Here is a 15,745-nt window from a genome sequence, read left to right as displayed (position 1 = left end):
GGGCAGAATCATGATCATCGTCAATTCCCGCTTCATCACCCAGGATCTTCGCGGCGTCCAGCGCTTCGCGGAATGCATCTCGCTGGAGCTGGCGAAGCTGAGATCCGACCTGCGCTTCGTCGCGCCGCCTGGCGCCGTCAGGCCCGAGGTGGCCAAACGGCTGGGCATCGAAGTCATCGGCACCCGCCAGGGCCAGCGCTGGGAGCAATGGGACCTGCCGAACTGGCTGAAGAGCCAGGGCAGCCCGCTACTGCTGTCACTGTGCAGCACGGCGCCGCTGCTCTACAGCAACCAGATCGCCACCCACCACGACATCAACTACGTGCGCTTTCCCGAGAGTTACTCGTGGAAATTCCGCACCTCGTACCGCTGCCTGATTCCCATGCTGCTCAAGCGCTCGAACGCCCTGATCACCGTGAGTGAATTCTCCCGCGACGAGATCTCGCGCTTCTATCGCTACCCGAGCGACTCGATCACGGTCGTGCCCAACGCCGTGGCCGACGCCTTCACCCTGGCGCCGCGGATCGACAGCGTCGACACCCCCTATCTGCTGGCGGTGTCCTCGCCCAGCTACCACAAGAACTTCTCACGGATGCTGGAAGCCTTCGCCGCCCTGCCGCGGGACCTCAAGGTCGAATTGCGCATCGTCGGCGACAGCCACGCCGTGTTCGGCCAGAGCGATCTGGCGACCCTGGCGGCCAGGGATCCGCGGGTCAAGCTGCTCGGCCGCATCGACGATGGCGAACTGGCGCGCCAGTATCGCCAGGCCACCGCCTTCGTCTTTCCGTCGCTCTACGAGGGGTTCGGCATCCCGCCCCTGGAAGCCCAGGCCTGCGGCTGCCCGGTGATCTCGGCCAATACCGCCTCCATGCCGGAAGTGCTGCAGGACAGCGTCCTCTATTTCGCCCCCTACGAGACGGCCAGCATCACCCAGGCGATGCGCACCATCCTGCAGGACGCACCGCTCAGGGAGGCGCTCCGCGCCAAGGGCCTGGCCAACATCCAGCGCTTCAACTGGCAGACCTCCGCGAGAAAGGTCTCCGACCTGCTGGACAGCGCCCTTGCGACCACCACGAAGTCCGCGGCCAGGGCCGCCTGAAACGACCCCACAACAACAATTCAGCGATCAAGAACTCATGGAAGAGACAAGCAAAGCCATGGCTGGCCAGCGCCGTTCCTCTGTACCCCTGACGCTCGACGAATCGAACGTGTCCGGGCGCGTCCTTCAGGTCGCTGATTGCCACCTTCTGCAAGAAGGCTCGGACGGCACCGCGGCAGAGACCGCGGAATGTCCGGCTAACGCCGATGCTTGCGAAACGCCTGCAACAGACACCGTCTTTGCACAAAGCCCAACCATCAAGTTGCACGAGCTCGACAGCCCTTCGGACAGCATCGAGATCACCCGGCTGCCCTGGGGATATGCAGTGACCAGAAAGACCAGCACTCCATGAATCAGCACCAGCACTTGATTTCATTTCACGCTTAAGGAAGACGACATGAAAATCGCCATCGTTCACGATTGGTTGGTAACCTTTGCTGGCGCCGAACGCGTGCTCGCCGAACTGCTCGACATCTGGCCGGAGGCGGACCTGTTCAGCGTGATCGACTTCCTTTCGGACGAAGATCGAGCGCAGCTGCAGGGCAAGCAGGCGACGACCACCTTCATCCAGCGCCTGCCGCAGGCCAAGAAGCGCTATCAGACCTATCTGCCGCTGATGCCGCACGCCATCGAGCAGCTGGATCTGTCCGGCTACGACCTGATCATCTCCAGCAGCCATGCGGTGGCCAAGGGCGTCCTGACCGGTCCGGACCAGCTGCACATCAGCTATGTCCACTCGCCCATCCGCTACGCCTGGGACCTGCAGCACCAGTACCTCAAGGAAGCAGGGCTCGATCGCGGCCTGAAGGGCAAGCTGGCACGCGTCATCCTGCACTATGTGCGCATCTGGGATCAGCGCACCGCCGCCGGCGTGGATGCCTTCGTCGCCAACTCCCACTTCATCGCCCGGCGCATCAGCAAGGCCTATCGCCGCGAAGCCAAGGTCATCTATCCGCCGGTCGACATCAGTCGCTTCACGCCCAGCGGCGGCAAGGACGACTTCTACCTGACGGCCTCGCGCATGGTGCCCTACAAGCGTATGCCCATGATCGTCGAAGCCTTCAGCTCGATGCCCGACAAGAAACTGGTGGTGATCGGCGCCGGCCCCGAATTCGAGAAGGCCAAGGAGGTCGCCGGTCCCAACGTCACCCTGCTCGGTTACCAGGACTTCGACTGCCTGCTAGACCACATGCGCCGAGCGCGGGCCTTCGTCTTCGCCGCCGAGGAAGACTTCGGCATCACCCCCATCGAAGCCCAGGCCTGCGGGACCCCCGTCATCGCCTATGGCCGGGGTGGCGTGCTGGAAACCGTACGCGGCCTGGATGCGCCCCATCCCACCGGCGTCTTCTATCCGGAGCAGAGCGTCGCCTCGCTGTGCGCCGCCGTGCGCCAGTTCGAAGCCCTGGAGACGCCGATCAGCCAGCAGGCGTGCCGGCAGAATGCCGAGCGCTTCGCCACCAAGCGTTTCCGTCAGGAAATGCGTGCCTTCGTCGAAGCCCGGGTTGCCGCGCTGCATCTGCCCGCCGACCTGGATCTGGAGATCGTCACGCCCTTTCCCAGCAAGGGTCTGCAGCCGAGTTCGCTGAGCACCGCCTGATCGTTACTCCTTTACGTCCATGAATTCCCGCGCCCAGACTCGATACTCCTGCAGTGTCGAGTACTTGGTGGACAGTTCGGACGCGGACAGGTCGGACGCGGTGATGTCGCGCTGCTCTCTCAGGCAATCGTAGGTTGCCTTGATCGCCGCGAAGTAGGCGGCATGACCATTCACCACCACCCGCACCCCGGCCTTGGACAGGCGGGCGTTGTCGCGCAGCTGGGGATTGCCGTAGGTCACCAGCATCACCGGCACGCTCAGGTGCTGGGTGATCTCTTCCAGATGATCGAAGTCACGAATCCCGACCATGCAGATGCCGTCCGCGCCCGCCGCCTCATAGGCCTTGGTACGGGAGATGACCTCTGCGGTGCTCAGTTCGGTGGCGTTGGTGCGGGCAAAGATGCTCAGGGCTTCGTCGATACGGGCTTCCAGCGCACCCTTGATCTTGCCGATGCCCTCCTCGACGCTCACCAGGTCGGTGGACTTGCGGCCATAGCCGGCCGGTAGCACGGTGTCCTCGATGGTCAGGGCAGCCACCCCGGCGCGCTCGAGCTCGGTGATGGTACGCATGACGTTCAGGGCATTGCCGTAGCCGTGATCGGCGTCGGCGATGATGGGCAGCCGGGCGACCCGGCCGATGCGTGTGGCCTGTTCGACGAATTCGCTCAGGGTGATCAGGGCGAAGTCCGGAGCGGCGAGCACCTGCAGGGAAGCCACCGACCCGCCGAGGATGCCCATTTCGAAACCGAGGTCGTTGGCGATGCGCGCCGACATGGGATCGAAGACGGACGCCGTGTGGTAGCAGCTGTCCGATTTCAGCAGGGCTCTGAACGCTAAGCGCAGCTTGTGCGGGGAGGTTGGCTTCATAGAATTTTCCTTCTGGGATAAACCGAACAGACAATGTTAGCGCGACAAGTAGTGGTCACACGACCAGATGTCCGGCTTTGAGATAAATCGATTCATCCAACTGACCCACGGTCGCCGTTCGGCCTCGCCGCTCAGGCGCCGCAAGCCACAGGTCGAAACTCGCGGAGAACGGATCAGCCCGGGTAACCCGCCGCCTGGCCAGACGCTGGAGATTTCGATACCCAAGCATGCCCGGGCAAAGTGACAATAGTGGCCAGGCTCAGCCTTTCTGCCAATCCCGTCATTGCCCAATGCCATCATGCTTGCTGCCGACTTTCTAGACCGCTTCACCGCCCTGGATCTTTTCCTGACCCGGCATCAGCACCTGTGGCGGCCTAGACCCTTCGTCGAGCGTGAGCTGCCCTGGGAGTCGAGCTGCCCGGAACTGGCCGATTGGTTGCGCGCCCGCAGCCTGGAAGCGGCGGAGGCGGCCCATAATACCCCTCAGCTCCTGGCTGCACCCGAACCCTTCCACTCCCTGGCCAAGACCTCGCTGGCGCTCACTCAGGTCCCCGAATACCAAGACGCTCCTGGCCGCAATCTGTCCGGCAGGCAAGACGTCGACGTACCGGGGCGCAAGTGGCTGCAGATCGAGGCCTTCAGCCGCAAGCTGGACTTCCAGCGACCAGTGCGGCGCTGGGTCGATTGGTGCGCGGGCAAGGGCCATCTCGCCAGGCACCTGACCTATCAGGGTGCACCAGCGGTCTGCCTGGAGGTCGATGCGGCTCTCGTCGCGGAAGGCGCAAGGCTCAGCCACCGGGCCCGGGCCTCCGTGCACCATTATCAGGCCGATGTGCTCCAAAGGCTGGCAGGCGACCAGCTTGGCAGCCGCGACACACCCGTCGCCCTGCATGCCTGCGGCGACCTCCACACCCAGCTGCTCAGGGTGACGGCAGCGCGCGGCTGTCAGCAACTGGCCCTAGCGCCCTGTTGCTATGACCGCATCTCCGCCGAAGTGTATGGCCCCTTGTCCGCGCCGGCGAAGGCCTCGGCACTGCGGCTGGACCGGGAAGCCCTGCGTCTGGCCCTCTGTGAAACCATCACCGGCGGGCAACGGGTACGCCGGGATAGAGACCTGTCCATGGCGCGACGGCTGGGCTTCGATCTGCTGCAACGCGAGGTCACGGGGCACGATGTCTATCTCAATACGCCGCCACTGCCCAGCCACTGGCTGCGCCAACCCTTCGCCGCCTTCGGTGAAGAGCTGGCAAGACGCAAGGATCTGCTGCTGCCGAACGGAATCGACTGGCCGCTCTGGGAAAGGCGAGGCTTCCAGCGGCTGGCGGAAGTTCGGAATCTCGAGCTGTTGCGCGGCCTGTTCCGCCGTCCCCTGGAGCTCTGGCTGGTATTGGATCAGGCGCTGTTCCTACAGGAGCAAGGTTACAGAGTGACGCTGGGGACCTTCTGTCCAGCCCACCTGACACCGCGCAACCTGCTGCTGACGGCGGAAAAACCCCACTCGGCCTAGGCTCACAGCCGCTCTATCCTGCACGTTTGTCGGAATCTGCGCGACGGAATGTAAAAAATACCTTTTGGTGATGGACTTCTCACAAAGTCTGCACAATAGTTAGGTTGCAATCTCGCAAAAAAAGCAGGAATAACAAAAATGCGCTACTACCTGCCCGTTTGGACCGGCGTCGCCGGTTGCCTCGTCTTCGCCCAAGCCCAGCTGCCCTGGCTTGCGGTGGCCTCCCTCCTCGTCAGCTGGTCCTTCTTGCTGTTCTCGCATGACAACGCAAGGAATTCAGTCTGGCATTCCAAGATCTCCACCCTCCCCGTCAATTCCCCCTTGAGCTTTCAGTCCCATCATCGCCATTGAGGCGTGCTCCAGGCCAGGGACTGGCCTACACCCGACCTGACGGGTCTGGCTGTCTCATTGTTTGGTGAAGCAGCGCACAAATCCCGTATCCCGCATTAAAGTCCGACGGAACGTTTTCCTCCCTTCTGCTGCCCGGACAAACCGCTCATCGCACCCTGCGACGAGAGAAGTGTGCCGGCCGTCCGCCCGCACTGTGACGCACTCCCTCCTTCTTTACATCCCCTCTCCTGCCGCACCTCGTCTGGCGTGCTATTTGCCCTGATTTGGGCTTGCTCGACAGCGCCTCCCCGCCTTTCTACCGTGTGAACCTCTTAATCAGTGCCGAGTCCTAACGTCGCTACAGCCATCATGGCATTTAGCGATCGGTGGCCAGTCATCGGTCCTAGAGCGCCATAGTGAACATTTCAGACGCTGGTAGCTGCCTCGCCCAGTTGAAAGTTCGTGCACGGTATACGCACAAGGATGGAACCATGAATTTGAAAGAACGCGGCATTTTGCATACGAATTCCTCGGCAATCTCGCTCGCACACCGCCTGCTCGACCTCGCCGTGATCACGCTGAGCGCCTACGTGGCAGGTACCTGGGCGTCGGAAACCGGCATGCGTCCCGAGCATTGGGTCGTCATCTTCCTGTCCTTGCTGATCTTCCATTTCCTCACCGAGCTGAACCACGTCTATGGTTCCTGGCGCGGTGAACGCATCACCGATGAACTGCTCAAGATCGCCACCTACTGGGTGCTGACCTTCGCGACCGTGTTCATGGTCGATTACTTCTTCTTCGATCAGTCCTACCTCTCGCCTGGCGTGATGCAGGGCTGGCTGGGCCTGACGCTGGGTACGCTGTGCGGCTATCGCGTGCTGCTGCGCTCGATCATGCACTCCCTGCGTAAGGCCGGCATCAACACCCGCAACGTTGCCATCGCCGGCAACGGCATGGTCGCCCAGCGCCTGGCGCACACCATCAGCACCGCGCCCTGGATGGGCCTGCGCATCGCCGGGTTCTACAGCGACAACCAGGATACCGGTGAAGAAGGCGTGCCCAGCCCAGTGCTGAATGGCGGTCTCGACCGGCTCATGCAGGACGTCCGCTCCGGCCAGGTCGACAAGGTCTACATCACGCTCGGCATGGCCGATCAGAGCAAGATCAATTGGCTGGTCCAGGAGCTGAGCGACACCACGGCGTCCGTCTACATCATCCCGGACATCTTCATGTTCCACCTGCTGCATGCCCGCAGCGAAAGCCTCGATGGCCTGCCCAGCATCAGCATCTTCGATACCCCGATGGATGGCGCCAGCCACATCGTCAAGCGGATCGAGGACATCGTGCTGTCTTCCATCATCCTGGCCATGATCTCCCTGCCCATGCTGGCCATCGCCATCGGCATCAAGATCACCTCGCCCGGTCCGATCTTCTTCAAGCAGAAGCGCTACGGCATGGATGGCAAGCCGATCGAAGTGTGGAAATTCCGCAGCATGAAGGTCATGGAAAATGGCGCCAAGGTCACCCAGGCGACCAAGAATGACACCCGCATCACCCCGTTTGGTGCATTTTTACGACGTACGTCTCTCGATGAATTGCCTCAATTCATTAATGTACTCCGCGGCGAAATGTCCATCGTCGGTCCCCGCCCCCATGCCGTCGCTCACAACGAGCAATACCGCAAGCTGGTGCAGGGCTACATGCTCCGCCACAAGATGAAGCCCGGCATTACCGGTTGGGCTCAGGTCAATGGCTGGCGCGGCGAGACCGATACCCTGGACAAGATGCAGAAGCGGGTCGAGTTCGATCTGGACTATATCCACCACTGGTCTTTCTGGTGGGACGTCAAGATCATCTTCCTCACGCTGTTCAAAGGCTTCATCAATAAGAACGCATACTGAGACCGGCCGGGGCCATTGGCCCGCCCCTCAGCACGACGATCTGGAGCCTGGACTCCCGACCCTAATTACATCGGCAGCAAGCGATCCCTGGAGACAGGCATCGCTGGCTATCTGCCGTCGATACCTGTTGTCCGGACAACAGGAAGGTTTTGAAGAATGATCAAGTCGATATTGGTTGTATGCGAAGGGAACATCTGCCGCAGCCCGGTCGCAGAAGCACTACTGGCCAAGGCGCTGGAAGGCCGTGACGTCCAGGTCGGTTCCGCTGGCATCAGGGCACTGGTTGGCCATGGCATCGAGAAGAACGCACAAGAGGTACTACGGCAAAACGGCATAGATTTCACCACCCACCAAGCTCGCCAAGCGGATGCAGAGATGCTGCGCAAGGCGGATTTGATTTTGACCATGGAAGAGTTTCACTCACGCTCCGTCGAAAGTATTGCTCCTGAAGTCAGGGGTAAGGTTTTTCTGATCGGGAAATGGTTGAGCAATCAAGAAGTACCAGACCCTTATCGCCTTTCTAAAGAGATGTTTCAAAATGTCCACATACTTTTGACGCGCTGTGTAAACAGTTGGCTTCCATACATCAAATAGGGAAGAAGGAATTTCATGACCACGATGCCTCGCTTTACTCCCGAAGTTAAGAATGAGTCGGATATCAACTTTTCCGCACTCTTCGGTATGTTGATCGATTACAAATGGCAACTCCTGTCGGTAATCGGTATTTTCGCCGCGCTCGGTATTGGCTACGCCATCCTGGCCACGCCCATGTATTCGTCCAACGCCATGATCCAGATCGAAATGGAGAAGAAGGGCGTTACCCGACTGACCGATCAGACCAGCGGCATGCCGCCGCCCATGCCCGAGGCGGTGACCGAGATCGAGCTGCTCAAGTCGCGCTCCGTGATCGGCAAGGCGATCGAGAACCTCAAGCTGGATATCGAGGTCAAGCCGCGCTATTTCCCGCTGATTGGCAACTTCGTCGCGCGTCGTTTCGAGCCGCAGAATGAGACCGACGTGGCCTCGCCCCTGCTGGGTCTGAACAGCTTTGCCTGGGGCGGTGAGAAACTGGTCCTCGACCAGCTGGAAGTGCCTGACAGCAACCTCGACAAGCCGATGAAGCTGAAAGTCGAGGACAACCAGAATTTCACCGTCTTCAATGCCGATGACGAAGTGGTGCTGCACGGTGGCCTCGGCCAGCCGGTGAGCAATGCGGGCTACCAGATCAAGGTCGCCACGCTGCAGGCTCGCCCGGGCACCGAATTCACCATCATGAAGAAGCGTTTCTCCAAGACCATCCAGGAATACCAGGGTCGCATCGTCGCCGGTGAGCGCGGCAAGATGTCGGGCATCATCGGTGTCGGTCTGCAGGATGCGGATCCGCTGAAGGCCCAGGCCATCGTCCAGGAAGTCGCGGACATCTATGTTCAGCAGAACATCGATCGCAACGCCGCCGAGTCCACCCAAAGCCTGGAATTCCTGCGTGCCCAGATCCCGGTCGTGAAATCCGATCTGGAAAAGGCCCAGTCCGCGCTGAACTACTACCAGACCAACAAGAAGTCGGTCGATATCGACAGCGAGACCAAGGGCGTCCTGGAACAGACCGTTGCGCTGGACAACCAGATCTCCGAGCTGAACCTCAAGCGCACCGAGATGGATCGCAAGTTCACCCGTCAGCACCCGGCCTACCAGGCGCTGATGAGCCAGCTGGGTCAGCTGCAAGCTGAGCGGGCCAAGCTGCAGAAGCGCGTCGAAGTACTGCCGGAAACCCAGCAGGAACTGCTGCGCCTGAACCGCGACATCGAAGTGACCGGCCAGACCTATGCGCTGATGCTGAACAAGGCTCAGGAGCTAGAAGTCATTCGCGCCGGTACCGTGGGTAGCGTGCGCATCATCGACAACGCCAACGCCAACGTCGATGACCCGTCCGCCCCCAACAAGCCGCTGATCATCGCCGTCGCCATCATCCTGGGCGGCATCGTCGGCCTGGCCATCGTCTACACCCGTCACACCCTGCGTCGCGGCGTCGAGACGCCGGAAGCCATCGAGCAGATCGGTCTGCCGGTCTACGCTTCGATCCCCTACAGCAAGAATCAGGCGGACACCACCAAGGTACTGGGCACCAAGCAGCCGGGCGAATCCTCGCTGACCGCTCTCACCCACCCGACCGATCTGAGCACCGAGGCGCTGCGCAGCCTGCGTACCAGCCTGCACTTCGCCATGATCGAGGCCAAGAACAACATCCTGATGATCTCCGGTCCCAGCCCGGGCGTCGGCAAGTCCTTCGTGTCCTCGAACCTGGCCGCGGTGATCGCCGAGTCCGGCCAGCGCGTCCTGCTGATCGACGGCGACATGCGCAAGGGCTATCTGCACAAGCTGATGAACACCAAGCAGCAGGACGGTCTGTCCGATCTGCTGAGTGGTCGTATCGCCCTGAACGACGCCATCAAGAAGACCGAAGTCGGCAGCCTGGATTTCGTCTCCTGCGGTCAGTTCCCGCCGAATCCGTCGGAACTGCTGATGAGCCTTCGCTTCACCACCGTGCTGAAGAAATTCAGCGAGCTGTACGACATCGTGATCATCGATACCCCGCCGATCCTGGCGGTGACCGAGGCCGGCATCATCGGCAGCCACGCCGGTACCAGCCTGATCGTCGCACGTTTCGGCGTGAACAGTGTCAAGGAGCTTGAGGCGACCAAGCGCCGCTTCGACCTCAACGGCATTCCGCTCAAGGGCGTGATCTTCAACGCCGTGGAGCGCAAGGCCAGTAACTACGGCTCCTATGGCAATTACCACTACTCCTACGAGCAGAACGCCAAGAGCTGATGCACTACCCCGGCTGGACGGTCTGATCGCCGTCCAGCCGATCCCTTCAGGGATCGCGGCAGTATTCGTACAGGCGCATCGAACAAGAAACTACCTCACACAGCGATTTCGAAGGGTTTCCTCCTGAACCCGGCCACGCTTGGCAGCCTTGCATCTCGACGCTGTACCGGATTGATGATTCTGAAGAATAGGAACACGCCAATGAACGTAGTCATGGTGCTCAACTACAAGGCCCCCAACGAAACCATCAGTTGCGTGGAGAGCATCCTCAAGCACTGCCCGTCCATCGATCACGCGGTGGTGGTGGACAACGATTCCCAGGACGGCTCCATCGACGTCCTGCAACGCTGGCAGGCCGACAACGCCCTGAGCCAGGTCACCGTGCTCGCCAGCCCGCGCAACGACGGCTACGCTGGCGGCAACAACTACGGCATGCGCTGGGCGCTGGACAATCTGGCGGTCAAGCATTTCTGGGTCGTCAACAACGACGCCTACGTCAAGGACGATGCCTTCGCCCCGCTGCTGGCCGAGCTGCAACGCGCGCCCAAGACCATCGTCGGCTCGGTGATCCTGAGTTCCCAGACCGGGCGCCTGGAATGCTATGGCGGCGGCATCCTCTATCCACTGCTGGGCAAGTCCAAGCTGCTGGGCAAGGACATCGACGTCAGCGAGATTTCCCAGCTGGACCGTGAACCCGATTACATCATGGGTTGCAGCATGGCCTTCTGCGCCAGCCTGCTGACCGAGATCGGCTTCATGGACGAAGCCTACTTCATGTATTCCGAGGAAGTGGACTGGCAGCACCAGGCCAAACGCAAGGGTGTCGTGCTCAAGGTCTCACGCGAGAGCCAACTCTATCACTACGGCTCCATGAGCTCGGGCGGTCGCAGCGCCTTCTATCACTACTTCCGTAATCGTGCGGCGACCCGCTTCAATCGTAAATTCCATGGCACTCCCTATGCGCTGGTGTCCGCCGTGCTCCTGTCCGGCATCACCGTGCTCAAGGAATTCAAGAATCCGAAATTGGCCTGGTCCGGCGTCAAGGGTGCCTTCAAGGGAGCGACGATGCATGTCTAACCTAAGCAACCAAGCCTTCGGTATCGACTTCTTCACCGGTACCAAGGACGAGCTGATGAGCTCGATCAGCCAGGACATCCATCGTCCCTACAGCTACATCGTCACGCCGAACATCGACCATGTCGTGCAGCTGCAGAGCAATCCGGACATGCGCGAGTCCTATCAGCGCGCCGGCAAACGCATCTGCGACAGCCGGATCCTGATGCCCATCCTCAAGTCGCTGGGCGTCGCCGTGCCCGAGGTCATCACCGGCAGCGATCTCACCCTGAGCATCCTGCGCAAGGCCAACGACGAGCGCCTGTCGGTGGTGCTGATCGGTTCGAGCGAGAATGACGTGGGCAAGCTGCGCCGGATGTATCCGCACATCCAGCTGGCGCACTACAACCCGCCGATGGGTTTCATCAACGATCCGCTGGAGACGCAGAAATGCGTCGACTTCGTGATGCAGAACCCTTCCGAGTTCATCCTCTATGCCGTCGGGGCGCCGCGCCAGGAAAAGCTCGCACGGCAGATCGACAGCAGCAAGCGTACCGGCGTCGGCCTGTGCATTGGCGCCTCCATCCTGTTCGCCGTCGGCACCGTCAAGCGTGCCCCGCGCTGGATGCAGAAGGCCAAGCTGGAATGGCTGCACCGGATGTGTTCGGAGCCCAAGCGGCTGGCCAAGCGTTACGTGCACGATGCCCTGAGCATCCTGCCCATCTATCTCAAGGAACGCAGCAGTCGCCGCACCTGAGGCGCTGCCCCCGCAGCATTCTCAGCCGCAAGGAAGATGACCACCGGACAAGCAGTCCGGTGGTCCCGTCTGGATGGGTAGGTCTATGAGCATTCTCCGTAAAAGTACCGTTTCCTTCGTTCTCCTGATCCCGTTGCTGATCCTGCACCTGGACGTGTTCGGCGAAAGCCCGCACAACCCGGTCGGCATCCTCTATCTGAACGAGTTGTATCTGGCCATCTGCATGGCCTTCACCTTCTTCTACCTGCTGACCAGCATTGGCACCCAGCAGCGCGAATTCAAGATCCTGATGACCTACGCCGTCTATTCGTCGGCGGTGTTCATCGGGTTGCCGGCGATCTTTTCCTTTCTGTTCTACGGTCAGCCGATCTTCTACGGCCTGATCGAAGAGCGGCGGATCCTGTTCAGCTTCGGTTTCGCCACCCTGATGTTCCTCGGGCGCAACATGAGCGCCTCGCAATTCGAGAAAGCCCTGCTGATCACGGCGCTGCTGGCAGCGGCCATGGCCTGGATGTTCAAGTTCGGCGCGCTGCCGGATCTGCGTGACAAGCAGTCCTCCTTCGACCGCCCGGACCGTTCTTCCATCGGCGCGCCGGCCCTGTGCCTGGCCTACTTCTACTGCATCCAGACCTGGAACAAGGGCATCTCGCCGATCGACGGCTCGGCGCGCAGCAAGACCGTGCACATCGTGCTGGCCATGTTCTTCCTGCTGACCCTGGTGTTCGGCACCCAGACCCGGCAGCTCATCGTGCTGGCACTCTGCTTCACCGTGTTCTGCCTGAAGAGCAAGTCGATCGTCTGGATCTGCGTCTCCGCCCTGCTGCTGTCGCCCTTCTTCATCTTCCCGGACCTGATGAAGGTGCTGGGGCTGAATCTGGATTTCTACGCTCAGTCGGTGGAAGACGGCCCCACCGATGGCGTGCGCGAGCAGACCATCGGTTACATCTTCTCCCACCTCAGCCAGAACCACTGGCTGCCCAGCGGCTCGCTGTCGCTGATGTGGAACAACGGCTTCATTCCCTACTTCGGCGAGTATTTCTTCCTGTCCGACGTAGGCGTGTTCGGCACCGTGTTCCGCTTTGGCTTCCTGGCCTTCATCATCATCCCGGTGTCGCTGTTCCTCTACTATCGCTGGGCGAAGATGCTGCACCCCGATACCGGTTTCGTGGTGACCGCCACCCTGGCCCAGCTGGTGATCTGGCCGCTGGCCGGTTTCTTCGAGTATCTCCAGGCCACCATCTGCTACCTGATGGTGATCCAGGCGCTGCGCGCCCTGCATCACTACAGCTCCGCACCCGTCCAGGAGACCTACGTCAGCAGCCCCTACCCGCGTCCGAGCAGCCAGCTGGCTCGTTCGGTCTGATCCCTCGTGCCGCCCGGCGTCCGCCGGGCGGCCCCAAGGAGTTTTCACCCCCACGATGTCGATGATCAAAAACAGCACCTGGAACATCCTGGGTGTCGTCATTCCCAGTGCCATCGCGCTGCCCACCATGGGCGTGCTGTCGCGTCTGCTCGGTGTCGAGCAGTTCGGCCTGTTCACCCTGGCCTTCGCCATCGTCGGCTATGCCACCCTGTTCGATGCCGGCCTGTCGCGTGCGGTGATCCGCGCCGTCGCCATGCACCACGGCGACAAGGGGCTCAATCGACTGGTCATGGGCACGGCCACCGGCGCCGTCATCGGTCTGAGCCTGCTGGCGACGCTGCTGCTGTGGTTCGGTGCGGGCAAGGTGGTGAGTCTGCTGCACGTCTCGCCCGAGCATTTCGACAATGCCGTGGCCGGCTTTCGCTGGCTGAGCCTGTGCGTACCACCCTTCCTGCTGGCGACGGTCTGGTTCGCCTACCTGGAGGGCAACGAGCGCTTTGGGGAATTCAACATCCTGCGGACCTTCTCCAACAGTCTGCTGGCGATCGCGCCGCTGATCGCGGTGCTGATCGAACCGAGCTTTTCCGCCACCGTGATCGGCCTGGTGCTGGCCCGGGTGGTGTCCATGGCGCTGGCCTACTGGCCGCTGCACAAGGACTTCCCGGAAGGCATCCGCACCTTCAAGGTGGAGGTGTTCAAGGAACTGCTGAAATTCGGCAGCTGGATGACGGTGAGCAACATCATCAGTCCGCTGATGGTCTATTTCGACCGCTTCGTGCTGTCGCACATGGTCGGCGCCAGCCGGGTGTCCTTCTACACCGCTCCTGCCGAGGCCGTGTCGCGGATGCTGATCATCCCCAATGCCGTGGCCCGGGTGGTGTTCCCACTCCTGAGCAAGAGCGGCGAAGACGCCGCGCGCCAGGCCAACAAGGCGTTCTGGGGTCTGCTGCTGATCAGCCTGGCGATGGTGTTGCCGATCCTGGTGCTGGCGCCCTGGATCATGACGGTGTGGATGGGTCCGGAGTACGGCGGCGATGCCGCGCAGATCCTGCGTATTCTGGTGGTAGGCTTCATCTTCAACGCCCTGGCGCAGATTCCCTTCGCCAAGATTCAGGCCCGGGGCCATTCGCGGACCACCGCGATGATCCATCTCGCCGAGCTGTTGCCCTATCTGGGCCTGCTGGTGGTGTGCATCCAGCATTTTTCCATCATGGGCGCCGCCATTGCCTGGACCATCCGGGTAACCGTGGACTACCTGGCGCTGGAATACTTCGCTCGGCGCACGCCGCCGCTGCAACCCACACCCGTCTATCAGCAGAGTCCCTGAGGGCGCTCTGCTTAGACGAACGTCCGCAATACACGAGAGGTGCTGTCCGTGTCACGAGTGAAACGTCGTATCGGTGGTGGCCTGCTGGCCACCGTATTACTGTCCGCGGCGCTTTATGGCCAGGCGCAGGCAGCGCCGGCGACAGCCAAGGTGGATCTGATCGGCATCAACATGTCGGCCGCCGGCTTCGCGGGTCAGGTCCTGCCGGGCGTGGAAGGCACCAACTACTTTTATCCCACCGAGGATTACTTCCGCCGCTACGCGGCCAAGGGCTTCCGCTTCATCCGCTTCCCCTTCCTCTGGGAACGGGTGCAGCCCCAGCTGGGCGGTGAGCTGGACCAGGCCCAGGTCGCCCTGCTGCAGCGCACTCTGGATTTCGCCGACAAGTACGGCATCCGGGTGATCCTGGACATGCACAACTACGCGCGCTATCGCGGTCAGCTGATCGGCTCGCCGCAGGTGCCCTATGCCAGCTATGCCGATGCCTGGAAGCGTCTGGCCATCACCTTCCAGAAGCATCCGGCGCTGTACGGCTACGACGTCATGAACGAACCCCATGACACCCAAGGCCTCTGGCCTCAGGCCGCGCAGACGGCGGTGGACAGCATCCGCAGCGTCGACATGAAGACGCCGATCTTCATCGCCGGTGACAGCTGGTCCAGCGCCCAGCGCTGGCCCCAGGCGAACGGCGATCTGCTGATCAAGGATCCGGCGGACAACCTGATCTACGAAGCCCACATCTACTTCGACGAGGACTCCAGCGGCAACTATGCCTCCGGCACCAAGGGTGTCCATCCCATGATCGGGGTGGAAAGAACCCGGCCCTTCATCGAGTGGCTGAAAAAGCACAATTTGCGCGGCTTCATTGGCGAATATGGGATACCTGCACACCCACAGTGGCTGGAAGCCATGGACAATCTGCTGAGCTATCTGGGCGAGCAGTGCGTACCTAGCGCCTATTGGGCGGCCGGTCCGGGCTGGGGCGACTATCCCCTGGCCATCGAACCGAAGAACGGCGTGGAAAAGCCCCAGACGGCGCTGCTGGAAAAACACCTGAACCGGCATGACTGCCAAGTCATAGGACCTCGTTGAGGGAGATGTGACAGATTTCGAACGGC

14 protein-coding genes are annotated in these 15,745 nt (G+C 61.4%); 13 read left to right on the top strand and 1 reads right to left on the bottom strand.

Annotated features, from left to right (window positions below; translation table 11 throughout):
* Nucleotides 1-10 precede the first annotated feature (10 nt).
* From FEZ61_RS11010 to FEZ61_RS11000, 3 genes are read left to right on the top strand one after another with little or no spacing between them, the layout of a single operon-like run.
* Nucleotides 11-1,099, top strand: coding sequence for a glycosyltransferase family 1 protein (locus FEZ61_RS11010; protein ID WP_173148620.1), 1,089 nt, complete (start codon nucleotides 11-13; stop codon nucleotides 1,097-1,099).
* A 37-nt stretch (nucleotides 1,100-1,136) separates the two neighbouring features.
* The gene (locus FEZ61_RS11005; RefSeq protein WP_173148618.1) at nucleotides 1,137-1,451 is read left to right on the top strand and encodes a hypothetical protein; all 315 of its coding nucleotides are present in this window, start codon (nucleotides 1,137-1,139) and stop codon (nucleotides 1,449-1,451) included.
* Nucleotides 1,452-1,496: 45 nt separating this feature from the next.
* Complete coding sequence (locus FEZ61_RS11000) at nucleotides 1,497-2,696, top strand: glycosyltransferase family 4 protein (RefSeq protein WP_017639370.1); 1,200 nt, start codon at nucleotides 1,497-1,499, stop codon at nucleotides 2,694-2,696.
* 3 nt (nucleotides 2,697-2,699) lie between these two features.
* Here FEZ61_RS11000 and FEZ61_RS10995 read toward each other — a convergent pair whose 3' ends face one another.
* Nucleotides 2,700-3,563 carry an oxaloacetate decarboxylase gene (locus FEZ61_RS10995; RefSeq protein ID WP_068384639.1) on the bottom strand — a complete coding sequence of 288 codons (864 nt, stop codon included), beginning with the start codon at nucleotides 3,561-3,563 and terminating at the stop codon, nucleotides 2,700-2,702.
* A gap of 298 nt (nucleotides 3,564-3,861) precedes the next feature.
* On the opposite strand from FEZ61_RS10995, the gene FEZ61_RS10990 reads away from it, so the two are divergent.
* The 10 genes from FEZ61_RS10990 (at nucleotide 3,862) to FEZ61_RS10945 (ending at nucleotide 15,719) form a co-directional block, all read left to right on the top strand.
* A complete protein-coding gene (locus FEZ61_RS10990; RefSeq protein ID WP_173148617.1) occupies nucleotides 3,862-5,070 on the top strand; it encodes a methyltransferase in 1,209 nt (402 codons plus the stop codon).
* 138 nt (nucleotides 5,071-5,208) lie between these two features.
* Nucleotides 5,209-5,421, top strand: a complete 213-nt coding sequence (locus FEZ61_RS10985) for a hypothetical protein (protein ID WP_173148615.1) — start codon at nucleotides 5,209-5,211, stop codon at nucleotides 5,419-5,421.
* Nucleotides 5,422-5,891: 470 nt separating this feature from the next.
* Entirely contained in the window at nucleotides 5,892-7,301 is a 1,410-nt protein-coding gene (locus tag FEZ61_RS10980) for an undecaprenyl-phosphate glucose phosphotransferase (protein ID WP_017639366.1), read from the top strand.
* A gap of 156 nt (nucleotides 7,302-7,457) precedes the next feature.
* The gene (locus FEZ61_RS10975; protein WP_017639365.1) at nucleotides 7,458-7,895 is read left to right on the top strand and encodes a low molecular weight protein-tyrosine-phosphatase; all 438 of its coding nucleotides are present in this window, start codon (nucleotides 7,458-7,460) and stop codon (nucleotides 7,893-7,895) included.
* A gap of 15 nt (nucleotides 7,896-7,910) precedes the next feature.
* Nucleotides 7,911-10,127, top strand: a complete 2,217-nt coding sequence (locus tag FEZ61_RS10970) for a polysaccharide biosynthesis tyrosine autokinase (protein ID WP_017639364.1) — start codon at nucleotides 7,911-7,913, stop codon at nucleotides 10,125-10,127.
* Nucleotides 10,128-10,328: 201 nt separating this feature from the next.
* A complete protein-coding gene (locus FEZ61_RS10965) occupies nucleotides 10,329-11,204 on the top strand; it encodes a glycosyltransferase family 2 protein (RefSeq protein ID WP_017639363.1) in 876 nt (291 codons plus the stop codon).
* Nucleotides 11,197-11,937, top strand: a complete 741-nt coding sequence (locus FEZ61_RS10960) for a WecB/TagA/CpsF family glycosyltransferase (RefSeq protein ID WP_017639362.1) — start codon at nucleotides 11,197-11,199, stop codon at nucleotides 11,935-11,937. The genes FEZ61_RS10965 and FEZ61_RS10960 overlap by 8 nt, the downstream gene beginning before the upstream one ends.
* Nucleotides 11,938-12,022: 85 nt before the next feature.
* Nucleotides 12,023-13,300, top strand: coding sequence for a hypothetical protein (locus tag FEZ61_RS10955; RefSeq protein ID WP_064307771.1), 1,278 nt, complete (start codon nucleotides 12,023-12,025; stop codon nucleotides 13,298-13,300).
* 55 nt (nucleotides 13,301-13,355) lie between these two features.
* Nucleotides 13,356-14,627 (top strand): flippase, encoded by a 1,272-nt coding sequence (locus FEZ61_RS10950; protein ID WP_068384637.1) that lies wholly within the window; start codon nucleotides 13,356-13,358, stop codon nucleotides 14,625-14,627.
* Nucleotides 14,628-14,684: 57 nt separating this feature from the next.
* On the top strand, nucleotides 14,685-15,719 hold the full coding sequence (locus FEZ61_RS10945; RefSeq protein WP_160922294.1) for a glycoside hydrolase family 5 protein: 1,035 nt from the start codon (nucleotides 14,685-14,687) through the stop codon (nucleotides 15,717-15,719).
* Nucleotides 15,720-15,745 lie beyond the last annotated feature (26 nt).

The organism is Pseudomonas sp. MS15a(2019), assembly GCF_013277805.1.
Lineage (GTDB): Bacteria > Pseudomonadota > Gammaproteobacteria > Pseudomonadales > Pseudomonadaceae > Chryseomonas > Chryseomonas benzopyrenica.
Note: the sequence above shows the minus strand (reverse complement) of the source record. Positions and strands in the feature narration are given on the sequence as shown.

Coding starts and splice junctions, on each gene's coding strand:
- FEZ61_RS10985 (WP_173148615.1), top strand. CDS start 5,209: ATGCGCTACTACCTGCCCGTTTGGACCGGCGTCGCCGGTTGCCTCGTC.
- FEZ61_RS11000 (WP_017639370.1), top strand. CDS start 1,497: ATGAAAATCGCCATCGTTCACGATTGGTTGGTAACCTTTGCTGGCGCC.
- FEZ61_RS10975 (WP_017639365.1), top strand. CDS start 7,458: ATGATCAAGTCGATATTGGTTGTATGCGAAGGGAACATCTGCCGCAGC.
- FEZ61_RS11010 (WP_173148620.1), top strand. CDS start 11: ATGATCATCGTCAATTCCCGCTTCATCACCCAGGATCTTCGCGGCGTC.
- FEZ61_RS10990 (WP_173148617.1), top strand. CDS start 3,862: ATGCTTGCTGCCGACTTTCTAGACCGCTTCACCGCCCTGGATCTTTTC.
- FEZ61_RS10980 (WP_017639366.1), top strand. CDS start 5,892: ATGAATTTGAAAGAACGCGGCATTTTGCATACGAATTCCTCGGCAATC.
- FEZ61_RS10965 (WP_017639363.1), top strand. CDS start 10,329: ATGAACGTAGTCATGGTGCTCAACTACAAGGCCCCCAACGAAACCATC.
- FEZ61_RS10950 (WP_068384637.1), top strand. CDS start 13,356: ATGTCGATGATCAAAAACAGCACCTGGAACATCCTGGGTGTCGTCATT.
- FEZ61_RS10955 (WP_064307771.1), top strand. CDS start 12,023: ATGAGCATTCTCCGTAAAAGTACCGTTTCCTTCGTTCTCCTGATCCCG.
- FEZ61_RS10995 (WP_068384639.1), bottom strand. CDS start 3,563: ATGAAGCCAACCTCCCCGCACAAGCTGCGCTTAGCGTTCAGAGCCCTG.
- FEZ61_RS10960 (WP_017639362.1), top strand. CDS start 11,197: ATGTCTAACCTAAGCAACCAAGCCTTCGGTATCGACTTCTTCACCGGT.
- FEZ61_RS10970 (WP_017639364.1), top strand. CDS start 7,911: ATGACCACGATGCCTCGCTTTACTCCCGAAGTTAAGAATGAGTCGGAT.
- FEZ61_RS11005 (WP_173148618.1), top strand. CDS start 1,137: ATGGAAGAGACAAGCAAAGCCATGGCTGGCCAGCGCCGTTCCTCTGTA.